Source organism: Salmonella sp. 5800 (assembly GCF_046558195.1).
Lineage (GTDB): Bacteria > Pseudomonadota > Gammaproteobacteria > Enterobacterales > Enterobacteriaceae > Salmonella > Salmonella enterica.
Genome location: NZ_JBGDOX010000007.1, coordinates 129,847 through 153,095, shown reverse-complemented (window position 1 = coordinate 153,095; position 23,249 = coordinate 129,847). Strand labels below are relative to the sequence as shown.

Sequence of the window (23,249 nt, the reverse complement as noted above, 5' to 3'; positions counted from 1 at the left end):
CTTAAACCTCCTCAGCAAACATTAAGTTTAGGAACTCAGGTTCGATCTGGCGAATTTTCAAACTACGGACGATTTCACCGTCTTCTTCATCAACTGTAAATGCAGTTGGTAGGTTATGATCGCCATTGATATAAATAACATCAAATGTTTTCTCTTTAGCATATAAATCAAAACGGTTAGCGTATTTATTCAACTCTTCATAACCGATTTTATCGCAGTCGCGCCATAGTATTAGCGTACGTTCTCCTGTAGGCAGAGTTCCTTCTATCCGTACATAGCCGCGAACAATATCGGACTCGATAGATTTCACATGTAAACCAATCAGATAATTGAATGTTTCGACTAAATCAATGTTTTTACGCTCAGTTGAACCTGCGGAGTCCATAGCGATATCCATCTCATAGTCAAATGGCCTTTTAAAGTTATCGGTATTTAGCCGCGAACCTTTACTTTCCGATTCGAGCATATAATTTATCAAATACTCATTCGCCACTTCTGCTTTATCAGTTGTATTGAAAAGATCTTCTATTTGCCTTTGTCGTACTAATTTTATATTATTCAAGCTATCTTCATAGCTTTCTAATTTCATGACTTTAAGTATGTGGGATGAACCTGAAGTACAATCCAATGCTTTACCATCTTTCCAATTACTGCTAAAAATGACTTTTCTTAATCTAGATAATGTAACGCTTTGTGCATATTCTCCTTGTTCAATAAGAATATATTTTCTTGAACCCATATCCTTACGATTCAGTTCAATAACAGAATGGCCACTTGTTCCTGAACCTGCAAAGAAATCTAATATAATCTCATTTTTTTCATGTGATGCACTACCGATCAAATTATTATATAAAGATGTTGAATGACAGTAAGGGAAGTCAATACCTAACTGAGTTGTCTGGCTTTTACCTTTTTTTGCATCTTGAATTACAGATGTTATTTGTTTTTTTGCTTCAGCATGAAGATATGCTTTTTGTCTCGGTTGAGTGGTTTCATCGACACCGAATAGTATATCACCATTTTCCATCATCTTTTTTAAAGTTTCAGGCGTGCGAGAAAATCCATTTGGTGGAATAGCACATGGCTTCCCTGTAACTGGATGAATTAATGGTTCATGAAACTTTTTGTCAGTTCTTGGTTCTGGAGCACGTAGACTAACACTCTGATATACACGGCCTTCCTCATCAATATATTTATAAGCCTGTTCACCACCGGTGAGTGTTTTATTCTTGGTTACCCAATCAGAAAATTCTTTTTTTGCTACATTATCAATTGTAGGATATTTATCCTTTATTTTTTTTGCATATTCAAGGATATTTAATACATTATCATTTTGTTTATTAATAGCAATTGCATTTTTAGTGAAACATGTAGTATATTCATGTTGAATAGCAATACCGCTGCCACCATTCATTGGGTTACGTTTGTCCCAAATGATGGTTCCTGCATCGATAAGACCAAGTTGTCTATTAATTAGATATAATCGCTCATACTCATTTTCATCAATATGACAGAAAAATACGCCGTCTTCACTTAGCAAACTTTTAACAAAATTTAATCTGCTATCCATCATACTTAGCCAACTAGAGTGTCTAAAGCTATTCTTATACAGAAATCCACTAGTATCTGTATTATATGGGGGGTCTATATGCACACAGTTTATTCTGGAATTGTAGGTTGTTTTTAAAATATTTAATGCTTGATAATTATCTCCATTTATAAAAATACCATTAACATTATCATCAATGTTGTTGATGTTAGACAATATCTTATTTTTTAAGTTTGCATTCAAATAAGAAATATTTACTGTTGCATACTTTAATGAGACTAAGTCTGATTTAGATGTGTGTGGGTCTATAAATCCTAATGCAATCCATTCTTTTATTATTTTTTCATTATTAATAATCTCATTATGGAATTCAGGATTTATTTTATCCATAGTGATATAGAAATCAGTTGAAACGACAAATTTCTTCTTGTTCCAGAGATTTTTCTGAAGATTTTCAACTTGTGCTAAAAACGCAATTAATTCAAGTGCAACTGAACGCAGGCACTGGATCATGCGCAGTTGTTTTTCGATATTTGAAAATATTTCTGCATTTTGTAAATTATCAAGATTCATGACTTCATTTTTAATATAAAAATCAAGTTCATTAGTCAAGAACCCACCAAGATCTTTGTGTATAAAGTAGTCTGCTGTATTACGCTGAGTATAGGTAGTAAGATGGCGTTCTAACTCCGTACGCATCGGATTCTTTTCTGTCGGTACTCGTTTAGCAAGGTCAACCCAATGCTGCTGGACATTATTGTCTGAAAGAATTTTTGAAATAGCTGACTGGACTAATGTCTCTTGCTTAGTCCCTTTCTTCATCGCTTTGTATTCAAAATGAATAATTAATTCTTCTGTGTCAACGGATTTGCCATCAACAATCGATGAAGTTTTAATAACTTCGACTGGTTTATATTCTTGTTCGTATTCTTCACCTTCATCATCAAATTTAGTACGTACATGAGGCTCAATAAGAACAAAGCAGCGATCTAAATCATTATCTTTACGGTTATCTTTTGCCGTATCTGCTGCAAGTAATTTGAAGCTAACTTTTCGGCCATCGGCTAATTTAAACGAATAGTTGGCAAAATTTTCACCGCTTTTAATATAATACTGATCTTTATTTGCCCAATGCAGCATGACTTCTTCACCTGCATATGGGATAGCGTAAGTATTTCCTTTATAACGACGCTTGCTAATGAAGTCACCATTGTCGTAATAACGTGAGAAAAAAGTGAGCAAGTGGGAGAAAACTGCATTTTCGTGCTCACTGGCTCCAGAGGTTATAGTAGACAATTTCTTTTGAATTTCTTGAACTTTTGGGCTTTCATCTGATTCAAAACCAGCATCTGTTGCCGCTTTGATTGCGAGATGTAACTGTTGTTCTAAGTCTGCTTTGTTAGCGTTTTCTGCATCAGCAAGTGCAGACTGAATTTTAATCTTCAGTTTATTCTCAAGATAATCATTAATTTCATCCGCGCGGGCATTCAAAATGCGGTAAATGCCGAAATCCAGCTCTGGTCGATCAATCTGAAAAATTTCTTTAAGTTTCTTAACTAATTCGTTGTATTTACTCATTGTTTTCTCTTATAAATCAACTAAATAACTTTCCAGCGAATGGTAAACAATTCTGCGATCTCTGTTTTCTGCTTCATTCTCTCTTCAAGGGCACTGATCAACAGGTCTCGTTTGTCTGATATTTCATCTTCAATATCAAAAATCTCCATTCTCTGGCGCTTCTGTTGTCGCTCCAGTTGTTTTAGTCTTTCCTGGTTTTGTTTTTGTTCTTCAATGGATTGTGCCAGTCTTGCATCTCTCTTCAAAGACTTGATTTGCATTTTCGTATCGCGTAACGCTTCTTCCGCAGCATACATCACATCCTCTGCCCATTTTTCCAGCTTATCTCTTTCTAGTTCAAAGAGGGCATTGTTCTGCTCCATGACTTCAGCAAGTTGGGTATCGATTTGTCTCTTTTTGAGTAAGAGCAGGTCATCGGGCAGTGTGTTCGCCTCTGCAGACATACTTTCTCTATCGCCTGGTGTTGCAGCAATCTGAAACAACCGCTTGCATGCTTCACCGTCTATTATTTGCCCGCGATCGGTCTTTGCCGTAAAGACTAAAAACTGCTGTGTGTTAAACGCATCTACAGTAAGCAAGTTCAGCGTCAACCAACCCGCCTGTCCTTTTAGTTGCTCAGCAACGGAAACTTTCGTTGCATGGTCACTGTAATTGAAGATGACTTCTGCCATCTCTGTATCTAGCCTTTTGGCGTTATCAATCACATACTCACCGAGAGGATGGTTGATGCGATACGCAAAACTATGATGTTCTTGCCTTTGTAACTCACTTTTTTGGTTAACACTTCTGCGTAGTAATTGATACTGCCCTACTGGTAACCCATTGACTGGCTCGTACAATGTGAAACGGTGATGCTCATGATCAAAATTGGCACAATGTTTAAGTTGGTAATGTGTCACCGCCCAAAACCAGCGGCCAACCTTATCTAAGCGCTCTTGTGTTTCATCAAGCCTGATCTTTAGAACATCGTGAATATCTTCATCAAAATGCTCGAGTAGCTGCTCTTGAGTCTTTTGCATCTTGAGGTTAATTTCGTCTTCAAGCTCTTTTCGCAGTTTTTCAAAGGCGGCCTCAATCTCTTCAGGTGTCCGACATGACTCATAAATGGACTGAATTTTTTTTTCAAAGTCTACGCCGTTTTCAATGCTGCCCAAAACACTGTCTGATGCCCCAAACACACCATCGAAAAGATTGAATTTCTCAGTCAACAATTCCATAAAACGTTGATCTGCTTGATTTCTTTGGTTAAGGAAGTTAATAACCACCACATCAAACTCTTGCCCGTAACGATGGCAACGACCAATTCTTTGTTCAATGCGTTGAGGGTTCCATGGCAAATCGTAATTAATCAGCAACGAGCAGAATTGCAGGTTAACCCCTTCCGCTGCTGCTTCAGTAGCGATCATAATTTCAGCATGATCTTTGAAATGGTCGATCAATGCCGAACGTTTATCAATCTGCGCCGAACCTGTGATGCGAGAAGAACCACGATATTCTTCAAGCCATTGCTGATAAATTTGGTTTGTCTGCGGCGTGTTGTTGGTACCACTAAAAGTAACCACTCTACCCAGATAACCATGATTTTCTAAGAAGCGAGCAAGATATTGCTGAGTTCTCATCGATTCTGTAAAGATGATGACTTTTTTTGCTGCCCCCATTTCTGCAAGCTGTGCAAAACCTTGCTCCAGGCCAAGGAGTAACTCCTTTGTTTTAGTATCAACACCAATTTGTTCAGCTTTGAAGATGAGGGTCTCAAGCTCATTGATTTCAGCCTGAAGTAAAGCTAGATCGATTGTTTTGCGCTCTGTATCAGCGCTTAATATTTCGTCATCTTCAACGATGTCATCTTCAAGATCATCATCAACAATAATCTGCTGAATGATATCTAGCTCATCTTCAACGATGCCTTTCTGCTTTAGTTTCTCAAGACGAATCTTAAGTATCTGTAAGTTATTCAAAACTGCTTTCGTACTCGACGAAAGCAGTTTTCTGAGAATAAGCCCTGTCAAATGTCTGTGTCGCTTAGGCAGCGCGTAGCTATCCTCACGTTCCAGCAGATTTTGAACACGCTCATAGAGTTCATGCTCTTGTTCACTTGGATAGAATGGGATTGTGATGGCTTTACGTTCCGTATACTTGACGTACTCGAGTACATTCTTACGTAATGTTCGTTTGATAAAGTGCGCCAGTCTCCCTTTCAGCTCCACCATATCACGGTCTGTCTGCATATATTGCTTTCTGAAAGCCTTAGGGTCGCCGAAAGTGTGCTCATCAATAAGTGCCGATATGCCGTACAGTTCCATTAGCGAATTCTGCAAAGGCGTTGCCGTCAATAACAATTTTTTCCGGCCATAAAGCGCGCGTTTTAATGCTTGTCCCATCTTGTTACTGTCGCGGTGTGCATTCCGGAGTTTATGAGCTTCGTCAATTACCACTAGATCCCACATTTCAGCTACCAGCTTCTCTTCTAACCTGGCTGCATAGTGGAAGGACATTATTGTTATCGATTTGTTATTTAGAGGGTTATAGACACCTTCTTTTTGCAGCTGGCTGAAAGTCTTTGCGTCCAATACCTGTGAAGGTAAGTTGAATTTCTCAATTAGTTCACTTGCCCACTGCCGACGTAAAGAAGCTGGGCAGATGATCAGTAGTTTTCGCTTCCTTTCTGCCCAGTATTGGCAAAGTACTAATCCCGCTTCGATGGTTTTACCCAAGCCGACTTCATCGGCAAGTACCACGCCTTTACTTAAAGGATTCTCTATAGCAAATAACGCCGCCTCAATTTGGTGAGGGTTGAGATCAACGCTGGTATCAAACAATGACTGAGAAAGACGATCCACGCCATTGTTTGAATGGAGGATAGAAAGCTCATGCGCAAAATATTTAGCATGGTAGGGAGTTGTACCAATCATCTAAGCTCGCCCTTGTTTCCTGAAGCTGAAATCAATGTTTATGGTCCACGGCGTTAGCATGTCAATGTGTCCTCTGAACCGCTGAGTCTTAGATGCCCTCAGGTGAGCACCATGCGGATTAAGCGATGCCGATCTTATCATTTTAACCCTTACAGGCCGATATCTGATGCAAAAGTTGATACGTGATAATCCGGTCAGTATCTCCTTGCAATTGAAGTGGTTTTGCTTTTTCTTCAACGCTAAGATTGCCTTCAAGTTAAGTAATGCTGCACAAGCCTGCCGGGAAGACTATGTATCTGAGCAAACCGGTGAAAATAGAACATTAATGAGATTAAAAATGAATACTGCTGAGGACTTCAACCGGCTTTATGCCGACGTAGGGCGTAACATTGAGCAAACATTAGCTGATATTGCAGGGCTTCATGTTGAAAACGAAGATGGCAAAAAGCAGCTTAAAGCGATGACGGCGCAACTACAGATTCTGCAGGATACTTTCAATCAGAAATTGGCTTATCTACAGCAACATGCCGAATGGGACAAATTTACCCTTGCTTTTTTTGGCGAAACTAACGCCGGAAAAAGTACCATTATTGAGTCTTTGAGAATCTTGTTCGATGAAACCACTCGCCGACAGCTGCTACAAAATAATCAAAATGATCTGCATAAGGCGGAGCAAGAGCTGCGCGAAAACTTAACGCAGTTACGAAAGTGTACTGATTTTTGGCCCGTAACCGAAATCACGTGTGGTGTGGGGAGCTAATGAGGCAATTTAGAGTTAGGATAGGTATTGTTGATGGGTGAAAAACACACAACTTTGTGATCTTCCACCCAGCATTCAATTTTATGTCCCATTTTGGGGGCAAATCCCCAAACTAAAATCTCACAACCCATTAATTTTCAATAGATTAAATGAAAAGGCGAGTCCGGCCTTCGCACCAGGAGCATGTAAATGGACCTCAACTGAGATCTTTTTTATGTCTAAAATCCAGAAGTTACCTACCTTTCTCGGTTGAGCGCTGTGTTTTTTCCGTTGTTATCAGCATGCTAACCGTCAGGACAGAGCCGATAGACAAAAAGTATGTCTGCAATAATGTCTTGAATGTACACATAGTTGCGAGCATCATCGCAACTATGTGCTCATGAATTCTTCAATGTAATGACCTCTGACAAAACCCTAAAGCAAGCGATATCAAATATTACTATTTGGCGCAAAGGCGAACAGCGAGCGCCGCATAAGCCGTTATTGCTGTTATATGTCCTCTCGCACTATCGGCAGGGTCACGATCGTCTATTTGATTATGGTTCTGAAATTCATGAGCAATTGCTGGATTTGCTGGAGCGCTATGGGCCACAGCGCCGTGAACAGCGCCCGGATATGCCGTTCTGGCGTCTGAAGGGCGATGGTTTCTGGGAATTGCAAAACACGGAATTCTGCTCAACCAGCGGTAGCCGCCAGCCACCTAAACGTGAACTCATTGAATATAATGTTGCTGGTGGGTTTGATGCCGTCAATTTCGCGCTGGTAACAAAAAAACGTAAGCTAATCGACACGCTGGCGCAGCAGATCCTTGAGGCGCATTTCCCGACCAGTATTCAGGAAGACATCGCTGACGAGATGGGTTTTGATATTCGCACCTCTCTCCGTCAACGCGATCCGAAGTTCCGCCAGGCGGTGCTACGAGCTTACAATTATCAATGTGCGGTCTGCGGCTTCAATATGCGCCACGACAACGCCCCTATAGCCCTTGAAGCAGCCCATATCAGATGGAAGCAGCATCATGGTCCTTGTGAAGTGCCTAATGGCCTGGCGTTGTGCGCAATTCATCATAAAGCGTTCGACCGTGGTTCGATTGGCCTGGATGAAAATATGCGTGTGGTGGTTTCCGACGCGGTGAATGGTGGCGGGGTGGTACAGCGGCTGTTCTGGGATTTTGCGGGGAAAGAGATCGCGTTGCCGCAGATGAAAGAAAATTATCCGGGTGAACGGTTTGTGGAATGGCACAAGAGGGAGGTGTTCAGAGGAGGGCATTGATCTGGGGGAGTATTTTGAGTGTGGTATACGTTATCTGTTAAAAATAGCTCCACATCAAAAGCATCGAAGTAATCGGCCACGGTTCTCGCACTATGGTCTGTAGCGCGCTGGTGGAGTCACACCTGTAGTCAAGCGACGCGTAGAGCGCCAGATGAGCCATCATGAGCGCAAGCGGAATTTATAAGGGCGGTGCCTTAAAGAGCACAGGGAGATTGTAAGTAGCCCGATATTGTTGGCTTTTGCTTAGCTTGCTGACGGGATTCGTCGTATGAAACATGAAAATTACCTCATGTTTTATATAAGGATTCGACACTATATCAAAACCGGTAACTCTCAATCTTTCAAAGCTATGTGTCAGATCAGGTCGTGATAAGACACATAAATTTAAAGATCTATATATCTGGCCAGATAGACTTTTTTATAACAGCTTTATAAATTAAACAAATCTGCCATAGAGACAGATTTGTTTAATTTATAATTAGAGGTTTGCAACGTTATGATATACTTTTTGCACATCATCATCATCTTCAAGGGCATCAACAAGTCCTTCAAAGATTTCTAAATCTTCTGGTGAAAGTTCAACTTCTGATTGGGCAATCATTTCTAATTCTGTTGTTGAAAATTCAGTAATTCCAGCTGCTTTTAGCGCTGCAATTCCTTTATGTAGGTCTGTAGCTTCAGTATAAATAACGATGTTTCCTTCTTCTTCGGTTACATCACGAACATCAACTTCAGCATCAAGCAAAATTTCAAAAATATGGTCAGGGTCTGTTCCTTTAAATACAATCACTCCAGTATTGTCAAACATATAGCTGACAGCACCTGCCGCTCCGATATTCCCGCCTTTTTTATTGAAAATTGTTCGGATATTAGCAATCGTACGGTTAACATTAGACGTCAACGTTTCAGCGATAACCATTGAACCATTGGGTCCAAAGCCTTCATAACGCCCTTGCACGAACGTTTCATCTCCGCCACCTTTGGCTTTATCAATGGCTTTATCAATAACATGTTTTGGAACCTGTGCTTGTTTCGCACGTTCAATAACGAATTTTAAAGCTGAGTTTGATTCCGGGTCTGGTTCACCTTGTTTAGCCGCAGCATAGATTTCTACACCGAATTTTGCATATACTTTGGACGTTGCACCGTCTTTAGCTGTTTTTTTAGCAACAATATTTGCCCATTTACGTCCCACTGGAAACATCTCCTCAAAGAATTATTTACATTAATGGCAGGTTAATAACCTGCATGTTTTTCTGCCGCATTATATCATAATATATAAATTCTCGTCTATGAGAAATAAAAACATCCAGCTTTTACGGGGGATTACTTTGATTTTAACAATGGCTAATATGGTGGGTAAGTCATTTTTTAATTTTCTTCTGGTTCTTTTTTTATTTTTAATAATTGAATCGCAGCAATAACGTCTTATTGATGGTGGTGTCGCTCATCAGGTGAGGTGGAACGCTTGCACGTCTTGCGACATATTGTGGCAGAAACTTAATGGCGAAATTAAGAGCCTATCCCATTAGGGCTATTTTACTTGCCATTTTGGACCTGGGCAGTGCTCAAAATCCTCACGTACTACGTGTACGCTCCGGTTTTTGCGCGCTGTCCGTGTCCAAACTGGCTGCGCCAATAACGCCTGGTGGGATAGTCTCTAAGACGATATATTCCCGCCTTGAGCCGTGTTAATTTGTTGCATACTTTTAAACGGAGGTATACCTCTTGTAGGCTATACCTCCTGCTTCACGTTATCGCGCGATTAACGCAAATACGCCCCAGCCAAAGTATTCTCGCGTCCAGGTGACGTGACGTTTGGGGGCTACCGTCAGTTCTGTTCGAACCTCTTGCGCAAACTCATCGTTAGGGTTTTCCTCCAGCCAGCGGCGCATGGTCATCCACTTCGCGGCTTCATATCTGTCCCAGCCTTGCGGGTCCGCCAGCACCATTTCCACTACGTCATAGCCGAGTTGGTCGAAAAAGGCGACCAGCTCGGGCAGGGGGCGAAAATCGGCGACGGATGAGACGCCACAGGCGTGGGCGATCTCTTCCGTTGCGGGGATCCGACGCCAGTACGGTTCACCGATGAGAATGATCCCGCCAGGTTTGAGGCTTTTGGCCAGCAGATCTATTGTCCCCGCGACACCGCCCGCAATCCAGGTAGCGCCTACGCAGGCCGCCACGTCATATTTTTCCTCATCAATATAACCGGCCGCGTCGTTATGAATAAAATGTACATATTCACTGACGCCGAGCTCTTCTGCACGTTGTTTTGCCTGTGTGGTGAAGAGCGGGCTTATGTCAATGCCAGTACCTGTAACACCGTAATCGCGAGCCCAGGTGCAGAGCATCTCACCCGAACCGCTACCGAGATCGAGAATCCGCGTGCCTGGTTTCATGCGTAACGCATGGCCCAGCGTGGCGTACTTTTCCGCTGTAAACGGATTATGGATACGGTGTTCGCTTTCGCTAATGGTAAAAATACGTGGGATATCCATTGGGTTATTCCTTTTACTGAGGGCAATACCCTCAGAAGTGGATGCTTTTTCAGCCAGCAGCGCAAACAGCTTGCCTGCAAAAGTCTCGCCGACCGGCCAGGTGTGACTGTCCGGGCGCTGCAACACAGTGAAGCCAGCATCACCAAGCAGGCTGATATATTCATCATCGCGCCAGGCCTTCATTTGACTGCCGAAACGGGTGGTACAGCCGTTTTCCGCTATCGCCCAGAACTGCGTTGAGCTGGTTTGAGCCTCTTCATCCCAGGCATTTTCCGTTAACAGCAGATGAGGCACGGCAAGAAACAGGCCGTGCGGACAACGCTGCCAGCCTGGCTGCGCCATGCCCTGGCGTTTAACTTCATCGAAGGTATGCACTTCAACAAGCAGTTTGCCGTCCGGTTTCAACCACTGCGCGCAATAACTGATGAGGCTTTGCGCATCCGCAGCGCTAAAGACATTCAGTTCCCCAAACGTCATCATAATGAAATCAAAAGGTTCCGTGGGGTGGTATGTACGAATATCCTGCTGAATGTAGTCAATATTCAGGTTTGCGGCTTGCGCCTGCTGGCGAGCCCATGTGATGGATGCCGGAGAGAAATCTACGCCTGTGCAGTGAAACCCACGCTCCGCTAGCAGGCGGGTATAAAAACCAGGTCCACAGCCGAGATCCAGAATGCGGGCGCCAGCGGGTAACTGACGGGTAATCCATGTTACCTGTTGCTCAATCACGGTTAGCCGGCGGCTGGCCCAGTCGTGGTCCTGTGACAGATGATTTTCCAGCATGCGTTGGCTGAAGGCTGGCTCGTCCCAGGGGATTTTGCCTTCATCGGGTAATAGCCGAATGCGATGCGTTGCAAAAATAACGGCGCTGATATCCATCATCATCTCCTTAGCGATTGTCAGGCTGGGCGCGAACGTTGTTCAGCCCGGTTGTATTAATGCGGTAGGGCTGACCGTTAACGGATTTGATCAGCTTTTTGGTTTTGAGTTTTTTGAATACAGCGAGCGTGCAATCGGCGAGCAACAGCCCTTCGCGGCTATAGCACTCAACGGCGGTGACGCGGCCTGACGCATCGCGGATGTGCGTAATGCGTCCGCCTTTGGCGAGAACGTGTAAGGTACGTTGTTCCTGACGGGATAAATTCATACTGAAGAACCTGTTTAATCATCATAGGCAAAACGTGCAAACACACTGCGGTGTCCGCATTCGATTTCGGCGCATTGATAATCAGTCCGGCCTGAAAAGGTCGGGGAACTGATTATCAGATGATGACATTCTCCAGCATCAAAGCCTCGGGTTGAGTTGAAAGGTATTTACGTCGTGAATGATAACACCTGATTTCTGTAAGTGAATAACCGGGAGTGAAAAGTGTGATCTCAAAGGGAGGCTCATGACGTTTAGCGTATCAGATGAATAGCTCCCGCAATTACCATAATGAATATTGATTAAACTCATATACCCGATAATGACCGCTTTGATAGTCTCGACGTATCTTTTGGCCATTGACAGGGTTGTAGCGTTGGAAATCTTTTTTTAACCCGCTGAAAAATATGACTTAAATATTTTTCATACACAAACATTTATGGTCCGCTGAGTTCGGATCCGGTTTTGTATGGGTTAAAAAAGGTACGTTATGAAAGTCATATGGACTGTCACTCCTGTGGGGTATCAGCGCATAGCGAAACGTTGCCCTTCATGCAGCGTAAAACGGGACTTCACGCCTTCTGGGGCATTTCGGGTTAATTCGCAAAAGAAGGTACTCGATGTCTGGAGTATCTATAAATGCACACACTGCGATTACACCTGGAATATCTCCCTGTTCTCGCGTCTGCCAGTCAGCAAAATTAACCGCGATCTTTATGGCCGACTGATGGCGAATGATGCTGCCACGGTGCAATATTTTGCTTATGACAACGCGATCCTGAAGCGAAACAATGCTGAATTATCGGGGCAGCCTGATTTTCACATTCAGGAACGGTGGCTGGTCAGTATCGCCTCCCACAAGCAGGTCAGTGTTAGCGTCAGGATTTCCCGTTCTTTTCAGGTCAGCCTGCTGTCGATTTTGAAGAAGCAACTCCTGTTAAGCGCAGCCGAAATCAAGAGACGGATTGAAACAGGGCAAATAAGTGGCGTCACGGTGAAAATGCTTAAATCGCGAAAACTGAAGAATGCGAAATATGATTTGCAGCTCTCAGTTGAAACACTGTATGACCGGCGAAGGATTGTTCTGACCCGTCGATAAAAACAATAAGCTCACCTTACGTTTAAGTGTGCTGGTATGGCAACGACGCAACGGAATGAAAGAAGGACTAAGGGACAGGTGAGCTTTAGTTGAATAACCCTTGTCTGTGGCATTCAGTGAAGACTGAATGCCATGGATAATCCAGACGTTTTCGCACCAGTGATGATCAGCAGAATGACAAAGGGCGATGGGATACAATTATCTGTAGAGTAAATAAATATTCACGCAACACCATTAAAAAATAAGAAAAAATGGCTCACTGTTGAGCTGATATTAATACCTGAACCACTTAATTAGAGTAATGTGGCGCTATTCATAGCGTAATTTTTTCTGTTGCGGTTACAGGGGGAGGAATGCACACCTTTAGACCATACTCACTAAGGCATAGCGATCTGTTATATGAAGATATTCCGTTAGAAATACGCGAGCAAATAATCTTATTGATTATTAATACGTTAGGGAATTGCTCCTCTTTTTATGATATGACATTATACTGCTATCATAATAGTCATTCTGACGAAGTTTATCGAAGAATATGTAAAACGTTGCGCAAAGAGTATGGCTTATTCACCTTATATGCGCATTCAACGTCATATCTGGATGAAATGAGTAATCTGTTATTAAAAACAGATGATAAAAGAAAGCATATTGATACCATTGAGCTTGCTTTTAACTATATAGATACCTACCTTCGAACCTATGAAGTTACGCTTGGGTTAGAACCGGATAAGGCGATTAGTGAATTAAATAATATATTTCATGAGCATAGTTTAAAATATCGCTATGAAAATGGTAGAATTGTAAGGTTGCGCAGAATAAAACGGCTTAAAAACATATGTTATTATTTGTACTCCCCTGGAGAGTATGGCTTTGTCGAATATGATCTTATGGAAGCGTATAATCGCCTGATACTTAATGATTTTGCCTGTGTCGTAAGGGAATGTCATGCAGCCTTCAGAAGCGTTATTCTCAGAATTCATGAGAGAAAAGGTATCGTATATCATGAACAAGATAGTTTAAATACACTAATGGCTAATCTGATGGCGAGAGGCGTTATATCTGCTGAATATGTACATAAATTTCATTTTTTAAGTGACGTGCTGGAGTCAGAAATATTTCTGCCGATGGCGCCAGAAAAATCGCATCATCACTACGCAATGATGCTCCGTATCTCTGAAGAGTTGGCCTGTAGTATCTATTATCTTACTGAGCGGAGTATATTTTTTCTTACCCAGCGGGCTGAAGAAGACAGTGTCGCGCCATAATAATGATCGCGCTGTCGCTCAGTCAGACTGGATCATCGTTATTTAAATTTGTTCAGACGTCGGAATTTTTTGTTCTGCCGTCTGTTTTTTTAGTGATGAGCTGTTCAGTGCAATAATAAGGGGTACAGTACGATGACTGATTTTTAAACTGAATATCATCTGTGTCGCATTTACTCATGGGTATTGGGTCAGGGAGAGAGAAGAATGAGTACTATTTTAAAGCCTTTTTTATTGGCGGTAACCCTGATGTTAATCTTAATAAGGCCTGGCTTTGCAACAGAGGATGGAGCGATAACCATGGTTAAAACCTACAGCGCTTATGACTATTTGCAGACCCGAGCGCGGTTGATGCACGCTGTCGCCGATCACGGTCTGGTGTTATTTGGGGAATTTGATCATGCCAGAGCGGCACAGAATGTTAACCTGAAAATGCCGCCGACAACGGTTCTGGTCTTTGGCAATCCTAAAGGCGGAACGCCTCTCATGCTGGCGCATCCCGAACTGGCGCTGGATTTACCGTTTCGGGTGCTCATTAGCCAGCAAGCCGATGGGCGAACGTTGGTCAGTTATCATCCCGCCGAAACGCTGCAACGTTATGGTCTTGATGCCGCAGCCATACAGACTTTGAAAAAACTGGAACAGGTCGTTGAAAAAAGTCTCCACTGAAGCGGAAAATCTGGCTTCAATCGGGCGATGTGTTTGCACAAGTGATGTCGCGAATAAATGCGGTCACATCGTCCATTACCTGATGCGATAAGGCGGCCTCGAACGTGGCGCTATCAGCATCACAGAACCCGTGCCGCGCATCGTACATTTTACACTGCACCCGGGGGCGCTTTTCCAGCGTCTGTCGCATGGCGAGGGGATCAAACGCCGGCTCATAACGCGCGATAATAACCAGTGCCGGACAGAGAGGCGCAAGATGAAGGTACTGGCGTATACGGGAACCGTAATAGCAAATGACGCCATCGCATAACCCACTGGCTGCACTTAGCCATGCGAGCGTTGCGCCGACGCTATATCCTACGACGATTAACGTCTCGTACTGCGTTCTGAGCTCGTGGAGTAATGTGGTAACGACGGCGGGATCAAAGCCGACATTTGCTGAAAAGTGACGGTAAGCCTCCTCCTGCTGTTCATAGCGAAAGGGGGTATGGTGAGGAAACAGCGCGGGAATATAGATGTCGAATCCGCGCGTCATCCATTCATGGCCTGCGCGTTGGATATGAGCGTTAATACCATAAATTTCATGCAGAATAATCGCTGCCCGGCGATGGCGGCTCGACAAACTGGAGGCGTTGCTTCCCCCGGATACGCCTGGGGCGAAAAACACGGTGTCTTTTATCATAACGCGTTCTTGATACAAAGAGAGCGGCTGGATTTTCGCCGATCACGCTATGTCAGAGACATTGTTCCTGTCAATGTACAGACACATTTTATGGCCTGATTTTTGGTTGATAAATTTTATATTGGTAAACCAATGTGCTGTTCATATTCAGGCATCAGGGCTAAAGGTGGAACATCAGTCGTGTATTGTCTACTGCCTTTCCTTTCATCTGGCCTCACTAGCGAAACGGGGCGCATTATTATTTTGTTGGTTGACCAGTTTCGCGTTTTTGGTGTGCTACGCGTGCTATCCCTCTTTACAAATGCTATAGTCTGATACCGGGAAATCGCATCGGACGGGCACGACCAATATGAAATCAAACACTTCTCAGCAAAGACCTTACCAGGAAGTGGGCGCAATGATACGGGATCTGATTGTTCAGACGCCGTACCGCCCCGGGGAGCGCTTGCCGCCGGAAAGAGAGATCGCTGAGAGGCTCAATGTGACGCGTACCGTCGTGCGTGAAGCGCTGATCATGCTGGAAATTAAAGGTCTGGTTGAAGTCCGCCGCGGCGCCGGGATCTACGTGCTCGACAGCGCGGATAATAACGAGATGGAAGGCGCTGACGTCAATCACTGTAATGACGCCGGGCCTTTTGAACTGTTGCAGGCGCGTCAGTTGCTGGAAAGCAATATCGCTGAATTTGCCGCTCTGCAGGCCACCCGCGAAGACATCATTAAAATGCGCCAGGCGTTACAACTGGAAGAGCGAGAGCTCGCCTCCAGCGCGCCGGGCGGCTCAGAAAGCGGCGATATGCAGTTTCATCTGGCCATTGCCGAAGCGACCCATAACAGTATGTTGGTAGAGCTCTTCCGTCAGTCCTGGCAATGGCGTGAAAATAATCCGATGTGGCTCCAGCTTCATAGCCATCTGGGCGATACGCTTTACCGTAAGGAGTGGCTGGTCGATCATAAGCAGATCCTCGCGGCGTTAATTAAGAAAGACGCCCGCGCAGCGAAGCTGGCGATGTGGCAGCACCTGGAAAACGTGAAGCAGCGTCTGCTGGAGTTTTCCAATGTTGATGACATCTACTTTGATGGCTATCTGTTTGAGTCATGGCCGCTGGACAACGTTGATGCCTGATTATACCTGGAATAGCGTGGGCAGACCCAGTCCACGTTTTACTTCCTGTAGCGTCTTTTGAGTGACCTCATGCGCCCGCTCGCTACCTTTTTTCAGCAATTCCATTAGCATTCCCTTATCTGCAATAAAGGTTGCCCGTCGTTCGCGTATTGGTGCGATCAGTTCTTGCAGGCAGGTCTCCAGCTCATTTTTACAGATACGATCGCCTAATCCGCCTTGTTGATAATGTACTTTCATCGCCGCGACTTTGTCTTTATCCGGATGGAACGCATCCAGCCACGTAAAGACGACGTTACCTTCTATTTTTCCCGGATCGCTAATTTTTAAATGGTTGGGATCGGTGTACATCGCGCTGACCGCACGGTGGATGGTCTCTTCGCTGGCGGAAAGAAGCAGGGTATTGCCGAGCGATTTCGACATCTTGGCGCTGCCGTCAATGCCTGGCAGACGGCCCGTATCGCTCAGGAGCGCCTGACAGGGTCGCAATACCGGCGAGGAGAAAAGACTATTCATCTTATGAACGATCTCATTCGTTTGCTCAATCATGGGCAATTGGTCGTCGCCAACCGGTACCATTTCGGCCTTAAAGGCGGTGATATCTGCCGCCTGGCTAATGGGATACGCCATGAACCCGACCGGCAGGGAACGGGTAAAGCCTTTTTGGGCAATCTCATTTTTTACCGTAGGATTACGCTCCACTCGGGCGACGGTAACAATATTCATATACAGCACCGTTAATTCGGCGAGGGCGGGTAACGCGGATTGCAGGCAGATCGTCGTCAGCGTGGGATCGATGCCGACGGCCAGATAGTCAGCTAACACTTGCGGAATATTATCGCGGATTTTTTGCGGATTACTGCCGTTATCGGTGAGTCCCTGCAGGTCGGCAATCAGGACATACTGTTGGTGATCCTGCTGTAGCGCGACGCGCTGGCGTAGTGAACCGACATAATGGCCGAGGTGCAGCGAGCCGGTGGGGCGATCGCCAGTCAGAATGATGGGAAGGGTGTTCATTAAGGACTCCTTTATGCTTACTGTAAAGCCGAAAGACGTCCCGAAACACAGTAGCCGCCTTTCGGCGGCTACTTAAAGAGGGATAGTGATCCGTGCCGCCTTCAGGAAGGCAGCCACCAGCGGAGATGACGTTGCGTAGCGTTGGATCGTTTCGTGTTCATGTGATCTAACGTATCACGACTAAACGTAAGGGTAAAGCGGCTGGCGTGTCGTCCGGGCATAAAGTCATATCGCCTGAACAAAGAACATGTTACTGACTTTGAAAAGCGATTTTATAATTTGCTGCCCAAAAATACGTGGCGCTGAAAGGCGCATTTTTGATGCAAATCATTTATTACTGTGATAACACTGTGCGCGATAAAAACATTAAATATATTCACATAGTAAATATGTTCTATTGGAATGGTTGTTTTCGATATGACAAAAGTCTAAAAACCCATTGATGTGAAAAGGAATAAGAATTGTCTATATTCCGATTCGGTGTAATTAAGTAATTTCTCGGATAAAAATAAGAAATGATATTGATATTTCTTTTTTGATATGGTTCTTATAGCGGCTATGGTTATTCAGGAAACGATGCTTGAATGCCTGGCGTAATAGATTTCAGGTCAGTAGCGCTATTGTAAAATGGATTGTTGATGGCAGAAGGTATTTAGCAAGAATCCAGTTATAGCAGATTGTCGGTATTTAATCTGGTATACAGAGACACCAACGAAATGGCTGGAAAATGGAACGTTCTTTCATTGTTGGCGTTCCGTCCTTGTCAGCCTGCTTTGCCGCATGATAATCACGGAGGGGGGATGGACGCCATCTATTTAAAACTGGACGGTATTGAAGGCGAAAGCCGGATCAAAGGTTTTGAAAACCAAATAAAACTTATTGCTTACAACCACAACCCGACGAAACGGGAGTCCGGCGAAGCGAGAGGGACATATATTGGAGGGTTGACGCTGACAAAGCCAGTCGATCTTGCTACACCAAGCCTCTATGAGCACTATTGTAACGGGAAAACGGTGAAAGAAGGCGTGCTGACATTATGCCGTCGTGATAAGGGCGCAATGCTGCCATTTATTATTTATACGCTCACCAATGTGCGAATTTCACGCATGAGCAATCATGGCGACGCCGAAGGCAGCGCCACGGAGACCGTGGATTTGGTTTATAGCCATATTCGCTGGGATATTCCCGCATTAGCGTCGAAAAGCAAAACACGGCGGCCCCTTCACCGACAGGCGCTGTGGCGATGAGGACAAAACAAGTTTGCGGACTCGCAGTGGGCGATGCTGTATAGCGAAATGGCATTTAGCGGCTTGCGAAGGTCGATGAGCGTACATGTAACCAATCGATTGCCTGAAAAGGCGATAACGCATGGCCCTTACACCCGTTATGATTTTTACGCATAGCCGCTAATAAAATGGCATTTTTTATATACACATCAAGTTGATAGTGTGTTTCTGACCTTGACGTAAATAAGCGGGAAAAGCGATGAAACACACCATTGGGATACTGGGGGGGATGGGACCTGCGGCAACGGCGGATATGTTGGAAAAATTTGTTGAATTGCGACATGCCAGTTGTGATCAACAACACATCCCGCTCATTGTCAGCTCTATCCCTGATATTCCCGATCGTACAGCATGTCTGTTATCCGGCGGGCCTTCGCCATACCGTTATCTGGAGCGTTATCTGCATATGCTGGAAGACGCCGGGGCGGAGTGTATCGTTATCCCATGCAACACTGCGCATTATTGGTTTGATGATTTACAGAACGTCGCGAAAGCGCGAATGATCAGCATCCTGGACGCTACCCTGGGGGATATTCCACCATCGGCGCGGCACGTTGGTCTGCTGGCGACCAATGCGACGCTGGCGACCGGGTTATATCAAAAGAAAGCGCTGGCGCGGGGGCTGACGTTAATTCAGCCAGAAGACGCGGGGCAGGCGTTGGTAATGCAGGCTATTTATACGCTTAAACGTGGCGATAAAACTGCGGCGCAAGCGCTGCTGCTGCCGCAAATCGATAGCCTTATTGCCCGTGGCGCTCAGGCAATTATTATGGGGTGTACCGAAATTCCGCTTATTGTGGCCGGACATGAACGCGCGATAGCGTGCCCGATGATTGATTCCACAGCGTCGCTGGTGCGCGCGGCGATTCGTTGGTATGAGTCCTGGCCAGACACCCGCGCCTCTTTGACCGGGGAACAACGCCTTACCGCCTGAGGTGTTTACAGCGCGGCCTGAAGCCCACGCAGGTCGCGCCAAAATGTTTCGGCTACCTGACTCATGCGGGTATTCATGCGATAAGCATAAGCCTGAATCGGAATAACCAGTTCGTCGGCATCAAGCACTATCAGGCGTCCGTCGGTAATCTCCTGACGGATAGCATACTCGGGCAACCAGGCGATTCCGCAGCCGTCCATCGCAACCTGTTTTAACAATTCACTCATCGAAGAGACGAAAAATGTACTGAAACTCAGTTCAGCATGGCGAGTCAGGGTTCGATTTATCAGCCGGCCCATATAGGAGTTCTGACTGTAATTAAGCAGGGGAAAGTGCGGCTGCTCAAGCGTATAGCGCGGCTCGCCCCGGCCATTGCTGGCGCAAACCGGAAACAGTCTCGACTCAAACAGGCGGATGTTATCAAACGGCGCTTGTTGCAGGTTTTCATCGTGATAAGAAAAGATAAAATCGCTTTGTCCCTCACGTAACATATCCACCGCCTGGTCGACATCTATCGCCTCAACGGCGTAGGTAAACTGCGTCGGCATCTGCTTAACGATGGTCGGTAACAGGCCGAGGGAGAGCGAGTGGGCGGCGGCAATCTTGATTTTACGCAGCGTATAATCGCTGCCGCCGCGCAGTTCGGTCAGATTACTTTCCAGTTGCTGTAACAGGTGGCGAACCTGGGAGTGAAAGATTTTACCCTGTTCGGAAAGCTGTAGCGGCGAGACCTGTCGGTTAAACAGTTCAACGCCCACGGCATGTTCCAGGGCGCGAATCCGCCGGCTAAAAGCGGGTTGCGATACGTTGCGGATAATGGCGGCCTGAGAGAAATTGCGGCACTTTTCCAGCGTCAGAAAATCATATAGCCATTTTGTCTCAATATTGTGCAAACCTGCTCCAGTTACATCCATTTACCGTTATCCTGTCAGCCGCCCGAAGGGGCATTCTACGTCCATTCGGGCGGCTGACAACCGCTTATCCCGTCCTCTTTCAGAATGCCGTGATGGGGCAGCCTGAAACTAGCGGGAATTACGCCGGTTCAAAGGTACCTTTTACGCAGGCTTTCCCCTCATTGACCATGCGTTTGCCGCGCGCATACACCTGCTCAATGCGTAAATCTGCGCTAAAGACGAGCAGATCCGCATCGTTACCGGGACGGATTTCGCCTTTGCCGTCCAGACTGAGGAAGGCGGCTACGCTGGTCGTCAGCGGACGCAGAGCATCGGTCAGGCTGAATCCGTAGTGGTTAACCAGCGTCTGCAACGTCTCCAGCAAACTTTCGAAGCCCGCGACGCCGATGCCCGTCAGATTTCCGGCAGCGTCAAATAGCGGCTGGCTGCCGTTGCCGTCTGAACTGAGCGTCACCCGGGAAAGCGGGACGCCGGCTTTTACCGCTCTGGCAATGCCCTCCGCCGGCGCGACGGGATCCGGGATACTGGTGGTAATGTCGATCACGCCGCCTTTAAGCGCAAACGCCAGCGCCTGCTCGAAAAGAGATTCGCTACGGTTGACGTGGGTAGGCAGCAGTTTACCGATCGGCACGTCGCTGTTTTCCAGGATGTCATACAGCGGCTGTAACCCTTTTTTGCTGCTGCCCATATGAAAAACGCTGACACCGGGTTTGCCGCCCAGCAGGCCGCCAACGCGTGATTCGGCGGCCATGCTGGCGAGTTGATTCCCGCTGGGCGCGGCGGAACGGTGGTCGGAGACTGCGCATTTCACGCCAATGACGCGATCGATCAGCGCGACGTCTTTTTCTACCGAGCCAGTAATGGTCGGCGACGGAACGTGATAAGCGCCCGTGAGCATCCAGGCGGTGATCCCCTCCTCATTTAGCGCTCGCGTTTTGGCTAACAGCGACGCGGGATGACGGCTGACGGAGTCGGTGCCAAGCAGGCCGACGACCGTTGTTATCCCGGCTTCCGTCAGGCGGCTCAGAGAGACTTCCGGCGTCCGCGTCGTCGGCCCCGCTTCGCCGCCGCCGCCGATCAGATGAACGTGTTGGTCGATAAAGCCCGGGCACAGCATACGACCGCTAAGATTAATCACCGCACAGTCCGGTACGATATCGCCGGGGATGTCAGCGCCGACGGCAATAATTTTGCCATTCGCGAGCAGAACATCGCAGATGCCCCGGTCTTCTGGCGCAAACAGGTGCGCACCCTGTAACAAGGTAAACTCCGCGGCGGATAAATCAGGCATGATAACTCCTTATTAAACAATAAGCTGCATGACCCAGATCGACAGCAGCGCATTGATGGCGCAGACTGCGATAATATGCGGGTAATATTTGGCGTTGACTTCGGCAGTACCGAGACAGCGGCCGACATTCTGTACCGGGTTTCCCATCAGGTAAATGGCTGGCAGTAGTACGGTAACATCGTGGCCGCTTAGCGCGCCGGCGGTAGCCAGACTGGCCGCCACGCCAACGGCGCCGCCCATACTCATCAGCGAAGCCAGAAGCACCGTAGCCGCTTCGCCGGGAAGCCCCCACAACGCCATCACGGGCTGGCAGATATGGCCTACCCAGTCGAGCAGACCGGTAATTTTCAGCGCCTGAATAATGACAAATGCCATGACCACATTGGGTAACAGGTTGGTCGTGGCGATGGTAAAACCGCGGCGTGCGCCATCGATAAACATATCCATGACATTCTTACGTACCTGAGTCGTCATGATTGGGCTCCTTGCGCAGGGTGACGGCGTTCTTCGATGTTAATCCAGACGCGCAAAAGGTTTGCGCCGATAAATTTGAATAGCAGAATGACCACCAGCGGAATGATGACTGACGTTCCCAGAAAGGCGAATACTGCAACGCCGGAGGAGAAATAGTTGGTGATAATAGCGCTGCCGCTGGTCTGCCAGGCGGCAAAAATCACTTTATCGCGTTCAGTGATTTCGCCTTCCTGCGCCAGTTCTTTGGTCATACCCGCCGCGGCGTCGGTATTTTGCAGGTTGGCGATCAGCGCCAGTGAGCAAATACCGGGAATGCCAAGCAACGGTTTCAGGATGGGCGTCATCAGTTGCTGTGCCGCCCGCAGACCGCCCAGTCCATCCGTAATCGCGATGATACCCAGAGAAAGGATAACCGACGGTGCCAGCTCCAGCGCAAAAAGGAAGCCATCTTTCGCGCCCGTTCCGCCCGCGCCGCGAAAGGTCTGCGTACCGGTCACATGTCCGAATGACCCGTTGAGTACGGTAAAATCAAAAACGCGCCACCAGCCTTCGCTTCCGGAAAATACGCCGGAAAAGAAAATAATGGTGAGAAAAAACGCCAGGTATCCCTTTATCCCGACCTTTTCTGTATCAAGCGGCATGGCCGCCCCGTCCACTTGTTGCGCCATAGCGATCCCCGAATTTTTTTGATGATGTGTTGGTTGTAGCCACAGGCCAAAAAGCCCGAAACAGAAAGACCTTATCAGCCATAAGGGTAAGGACAAAATGCAAGTATGTATCGTGCT

19 protein-coding genes are annotated in these 23,249 nt (G+C 46.2%); 8 read left to right on the top strand and 11 right to left on the bottom strand.

Features of this window, described 5'->3' with window-relative positions:
* Window position 1: 1 nt before the first annotated feature.
* Window positions 2–3,127, bottom strand: a complete 3,126-nt coding sequence (locus ACLJZ5_RS14640) for a site-specific DNA-methyltransferase (protein WP_024797445.1) — start codon at window positions 3,125–3,127, stop codon at window positions 2–4.
* Window positions 3,128–3,147: 20 nt separating this feature from the next.
* Window positions 3,148–6,039: an SNF2-related protein gene (locus ACLJZ5_RS14635; protein WP_024797446.1), complete on the bottom strand. Its 2,892-nt coding sequence runs from the start codon at window positions 6,037–6,039 to the stop codon at window positions 3,148–3,150.
* 166 nt (window positions 6,040–6,205) lie between these two features.
* Between ACLJZ5_RS14635 and ACLJZ5_RS14630 the strand changes: the two genes are divergently transcribed.
* Complete coding sequence (locus ACLJZ5_RS14630; RefSeq protein ID WP_049826044.1) at window positions 6,206–6,799, top strand: hypothetical protein; 594 nt, start codon at window positions 6,206–6,208, stop codon at window positions 6,797–6,799.
* Between the two features lie 396 nt (window positions 6,800–7,195).
* Entirely contained in the window at window positions 7,196–8,071 is an 876-nt protein-coding gene (locus ACLJZ5_RS14625) for a phosphorothioated DNA-binding restriction endonuclease (protein ID WP_024797448.1), read from the top strand.
* 478 nt (window positions 8,072–8,549) lie between these two features.
* On the opposite strand, the gene ACLJZ5_RS14620 is transcribed toward ACLJZ5_RS14625, so the two are convergent.
* The 3 genes from ACLJZ5_RS14620 to ACLJZ5_RS14610 form a co-directional block, all read right to left on the bottom strand.
* Window positions 8,550–9,266 carry a YebC/PmpR family DNA-binding transcriptional regulator gene (locus tag ACLJZ5_RS14620; RefSeq protein WP_000532939.1) on the bottom strand — a complete coding sequence of 239 codons (717 nt, stop codon included), beginning with the start codon at window positions 9,264–9,266 and terminating at the stop codon, window positions 8,550–8,552.
* Window positions 9,267–9,825: 559 nt separating this feature from the next.
* Window positions 9,826–11,457, bottom strand: coding sequence for a class I SAM-dependent methyltransferase (locus ACLJZ5_RS14615; protein WP_077914527.1), 1,632 nt, complete (start codon window positions 11,455–11,457; stop codon window positions 9,826–9,828).
* Window positions 11,458–11,461: 4 nt separating this feature from the next.
* The gene (locus ACLJZ5_RS14610) at window positions 11,462–11,719 is read right to left on the bottom strand and encodes a YjhX family toxin (RefSeq protein WP_001054380.1); all 258 of its coding nucleotides are present in this window, start codon (window positions 11,717–11,719) and stop codon (window positions 11,462–11,464) included.
* Window positions 11,720–12,206: 487 nt separating this feature from the next.
* On the opposite strand from ACLJZ5_RS14610, the gene ACLJZ5_RS14605 reads away from it, so the two are divergent.
* From ACLJZ5_RS14605 to ACLJZ5_RS14595, 3 genes are all read left to right on the top strand, one after another.
* A complete protein-coding gene (locus ACLJZ5_RS14605; protein WP_000864866.1) occupies window positions 12,207–12,815 on the top strand; it encodes a DUF1062 domain-containing protein in 609 nt (202 codons plus the stop codon).
* Between the two features lie 353 nt (window positions 12,816–13,168).
* Window positions 13,169–14,080, top strand: coding sequence for an STM4504/CBY_0614 family protein (locus ACLJZ5_RS14600; protein ID WP_023203351.1), 912 nt, complete (start codon window positions 13,169–13,171; stop codon window positions 14,078–14,080).
* A 204-nt stretch (window positions 14,081–14,284) separates the two neighbouring features.
* Window positions 14,285–14,746, top strand: a complete 462-nt coding sequence (locus tag ACLJZ5_RS14595; protein WP_023194437.1) for a DUF302 domain-containing protein — start codon at window positions 14,285–14,287, stop codon at window positions 14,744–14,746.
* Between the two features lie 16 nt (window positions 14,747–14,762).
* Here ACLJZ5_RS14595 and ACLJZ5_RS14590 read toward each other — a convergent pair whose 3' ends face one another.
* A complete protein-coding gene (locus tag ACLJZ5_RS14590) occupies window positions 14,763–15,428 on the bottom strand; it encodes a dienelactone hydrolase family protein (protein ID WP_023194438.1) in 666 nt (221 codons plus the stop codon).
* Between the two features lie 349 nt (window positions 15,429–15,777).
* Here ACLJZ5_RS14590 and uxuR point away from each other — a divergent pair, with 349 nt between their 5' ends.
* A complete protein-coding gene (gene uxuR / locus ACLJZ5_RS14585) occupies window positions 15,778–16,551 on the top strand; it encodes a Uxu operon transcriptional regulator (RefSeq protein WP_000841654.1) in 774 nt (257 codons plus the stop codon).
* Here uxuR and trpS read toward each other — a convergent pair whose 3' ends face one another.
* Complete coding sequence (gene trpS, locus ACLJZ5_RS14580) at window positions 16,552–17,565, bottom strand: tryptophan--tRNA ligase (protein WP_024797450.1); 1,014 nt, start codon at window positions 17,563–17,565, stop codon at window positions 16,552–16,554.
* Between the two features lie 716 nt (window positions 17,566–18,281).
* Between trpS and ACLJZ5_RS14575 the strand changes: the two genes are divergently transcribed.
* Together ACLJZ5_RS14575 and ACLJZ5_RS14570 are read left to right on the top strand one after the other, a co-directional pair.
* The gene (locus ACLJZ5_RS14575) at window positions 18,282–18,812 is read left to right on the top strand and encodes an Hcp family type VI secretion system effector (RefSeq protein WP_077914021.1); all 531 of its coding nucleotides are present in this window, start codon (window positions 18,282–18,284) and stop codon (window positions 18,810–18,812) included.
* A 238-nt stretch (window positions 18,813–19,050) separates the two neighbouring features.
* The gene (locus tag ACLJZ5_RS14570) at window positions 19,051–19,785 is read left to right on the top strand and encodes an aspartate/glutamate racemase family protein (protein WP_000683247.1); all 735 of its coding nucleotides are present in this window, start codon (window positions 19,051–19,053) and stop codon (window positions 19,783–19,785) included.
* A 5-nt stretch (window positions 19,786–19,790) separates the two neighbouring features.
* On the opposite strand, the gene hypT is transcribed toward ACLJZ5_RS14570, so the two are convergent.
* From hypT to ACLJZ5_RS14550, 4 genes are all read right to left on the bottom strand, one after another.
* Window positions 19,791–20,699, bottom strand: coding sequence for a hypochlorite stress DNA-binding transcriptional regulator HypT (gene hypT / locus ACLJZ5_RS14565; RefSeq protein WP_000383513.1), 909 nt, complete (start codon window positions 20,697–20,699; stop codon window positions 19,791–19,793).
* Between the two features lie 118 nt (window positions 20,700–20,817).
* Window positions 20,818–21,990, bottom strand: a complete 1,173-nt coding sequence (gene iadA / locus ACLJZ5_RS14560; RefSeq protein ID WP_001113057.1) for a beta-aspartyl-peptidase — start codon at window positions 21,988–21,990, stop codon at window positions 20,818–20,820.
* A 12-nt stretch (window positions 21,991–22,002) separates the two neighbouring features.
* Window positions 22,003–22,464, bottom strand: a complete 462-nt coding sequence (locus ACLJZ5_RS14555; RefSeq protein WP_000211979.1) for a YjiG family protein — start codon at window positions 22,462–22,464, stop codon at window positions 22,003–22,005.
* Window positions 22,461–23,132 (bottom strand): nucleoside recognition domain-containing protein, encoded by a 672-nt coding sequence (locus ACLJZ5_RS14550; RefSeq protein WP_000068752.1) that lies wholly within the window; start codon window positions 23,130–23,132, stop codon window positions 22,461–22,463. The genes ACLJZ5_RS14555 and ACLJZ5_RS14550 overlap by 4 nt, the downstream gene beginning before the upstream one ends.
* Window positions 23,133–23,249 lie beyond the last annotated feature (117 nt).

What these genes read in the sequence shown, in the direction of transcription:
- ACLJZ5_RS14625 (WP_024797448.1), top strand. Translation starts at nt 7,196, where the DNA reads ATGACCTCTGACAAAACCCTAAAGCAAGCGATATCAAATATTACTATT.
- ACLJZ5_RS14575 (WP_077914021.1), top strand. Translation starts at nt 18,282, where the DNA reads ATGGCTGGAAAATGGAACGTTCTTTCATTGTTGGCGTTCCGTCCTTGT.
- ACLJZ5_RS14635 (WP_024797446.1), bottom strand. Translation starts at nt 6,039, where the DNA reads ATGATTGGTACAACTCCCTACCATGCTAAATATTTTGCGCATGAGCTT.
- uxuR (WP_000841654.1), top strand. Translation starts at nt 15,778, where the DNA reads ATGAAATCAAACACTTCTCAGCAAAGACCTTACCAGGAAGTGGGCGCA.
- iadA (WP_001113057.1), bottom strand. Translation starts at nt 21,990, where the DNA reads ATGCCTGATTTATCCGCCGCGGAGTTTACCTTGTTACAGGGTGCGCAC.
- ACLJZ5_RS14550 (WP_000068752.1), bottom strand. Translation starts at nt 23,132, where the DNA reads ATGGCGCAACAAGTGGACGGGGCGGCCATGCCGCTTGATACAGAAAAG.
- ACLJZ5_RS14610 (WP_001054380.1), bottom strand. Translation starts at nt 11,719, where the DNA reads ATGAATTTATCCCGTCAGGAACAACGTACCTTACACGTTCTCGCCAAA.
- ACLJZ5_RS14640 (WP_024797445.1), bottom strand. Translation starts at nt 3,127, where the DNA reads ATGAGTAAATACAACGAATTAGTTAAGAAACTTAAAGAAATTTTTCAG.
- ACLJZ5_RS14570 (WP_000683247.1), top strand. Translation starts at nt 19,051, where the DNA reads ATGAAACACACCATTGGGATACTGGGGGGGATGGGACCTGCGGCAACG.
- hypT (WP_000383513.1), bottom strand. Translation starts at nt 20,699, where the DNA reads ATGGATGTAACTGGAGCAGGTTTGCACAATATTGAGACAAAATGGCTA.
- ACLJZ5_RS14590 (WP_023194438.1), bottom strand. Translation starts at nt 15,428, where the DNA reads ATGATAAAAGACACCGTGTTTTTCGCCCCAGGCGTATCCGGGGGAAGC.
- ACLJZ5_RS14615 (WP_077914527.1), bottom strand. Translation starts at nt 11,457, where the DNA reads ATGATGATGGATATCAGCGCCGTTATTTTTGCAACGCATCGCATTCGG.
- ACLJZ5_RS14630 (WP_049826044.1), top strand. Translation starts at nt 6,206, where the DNA reads ATGCAAAAGTTGATACGTGATAATCCGGTCAGTATCTCCTTGCAATTG.
- ACLJZ5_RS14555 (WP_000211979.1), bottom strand. Translation starts at nt 22,464, where the DNA reads ATGACGACTCAGGTACGTAAGAATGTCATGGATATGTTTATCGATGGC.
- ACLJZ5_RS14605 (WP_000864866.1), top strand. Translation starts at nt 12,207, where the DNA reads ATGAAAGTCATATGGACTGTCACTCCTGTGGGGTATCAGCGCATAGCG.
- ACLJZ5_RS14595 (WP_023194437.1), top strand. Translation starts at nt 14,285, where the DNA reads ATGAGTACTATTTTAAAGCCTTTTTTATTGGCGGTAACCCTGATGTTA.
- trpS (WP_024797450.1), bottom strand. Translation starts at nt 17,565, where the DNA reads ATGAACACCCTTCCCATCATTCTGACTGGCGATCGCCCCACCGGCTCG.
- ACLJZ5_RS14600 (WP_023203351.1), top strand. Translation starts at nt 13,169, where the DNA reads ATGCACACCTTTAGACCATACTCACTAAGGCATAGCGATCTGTTATAT.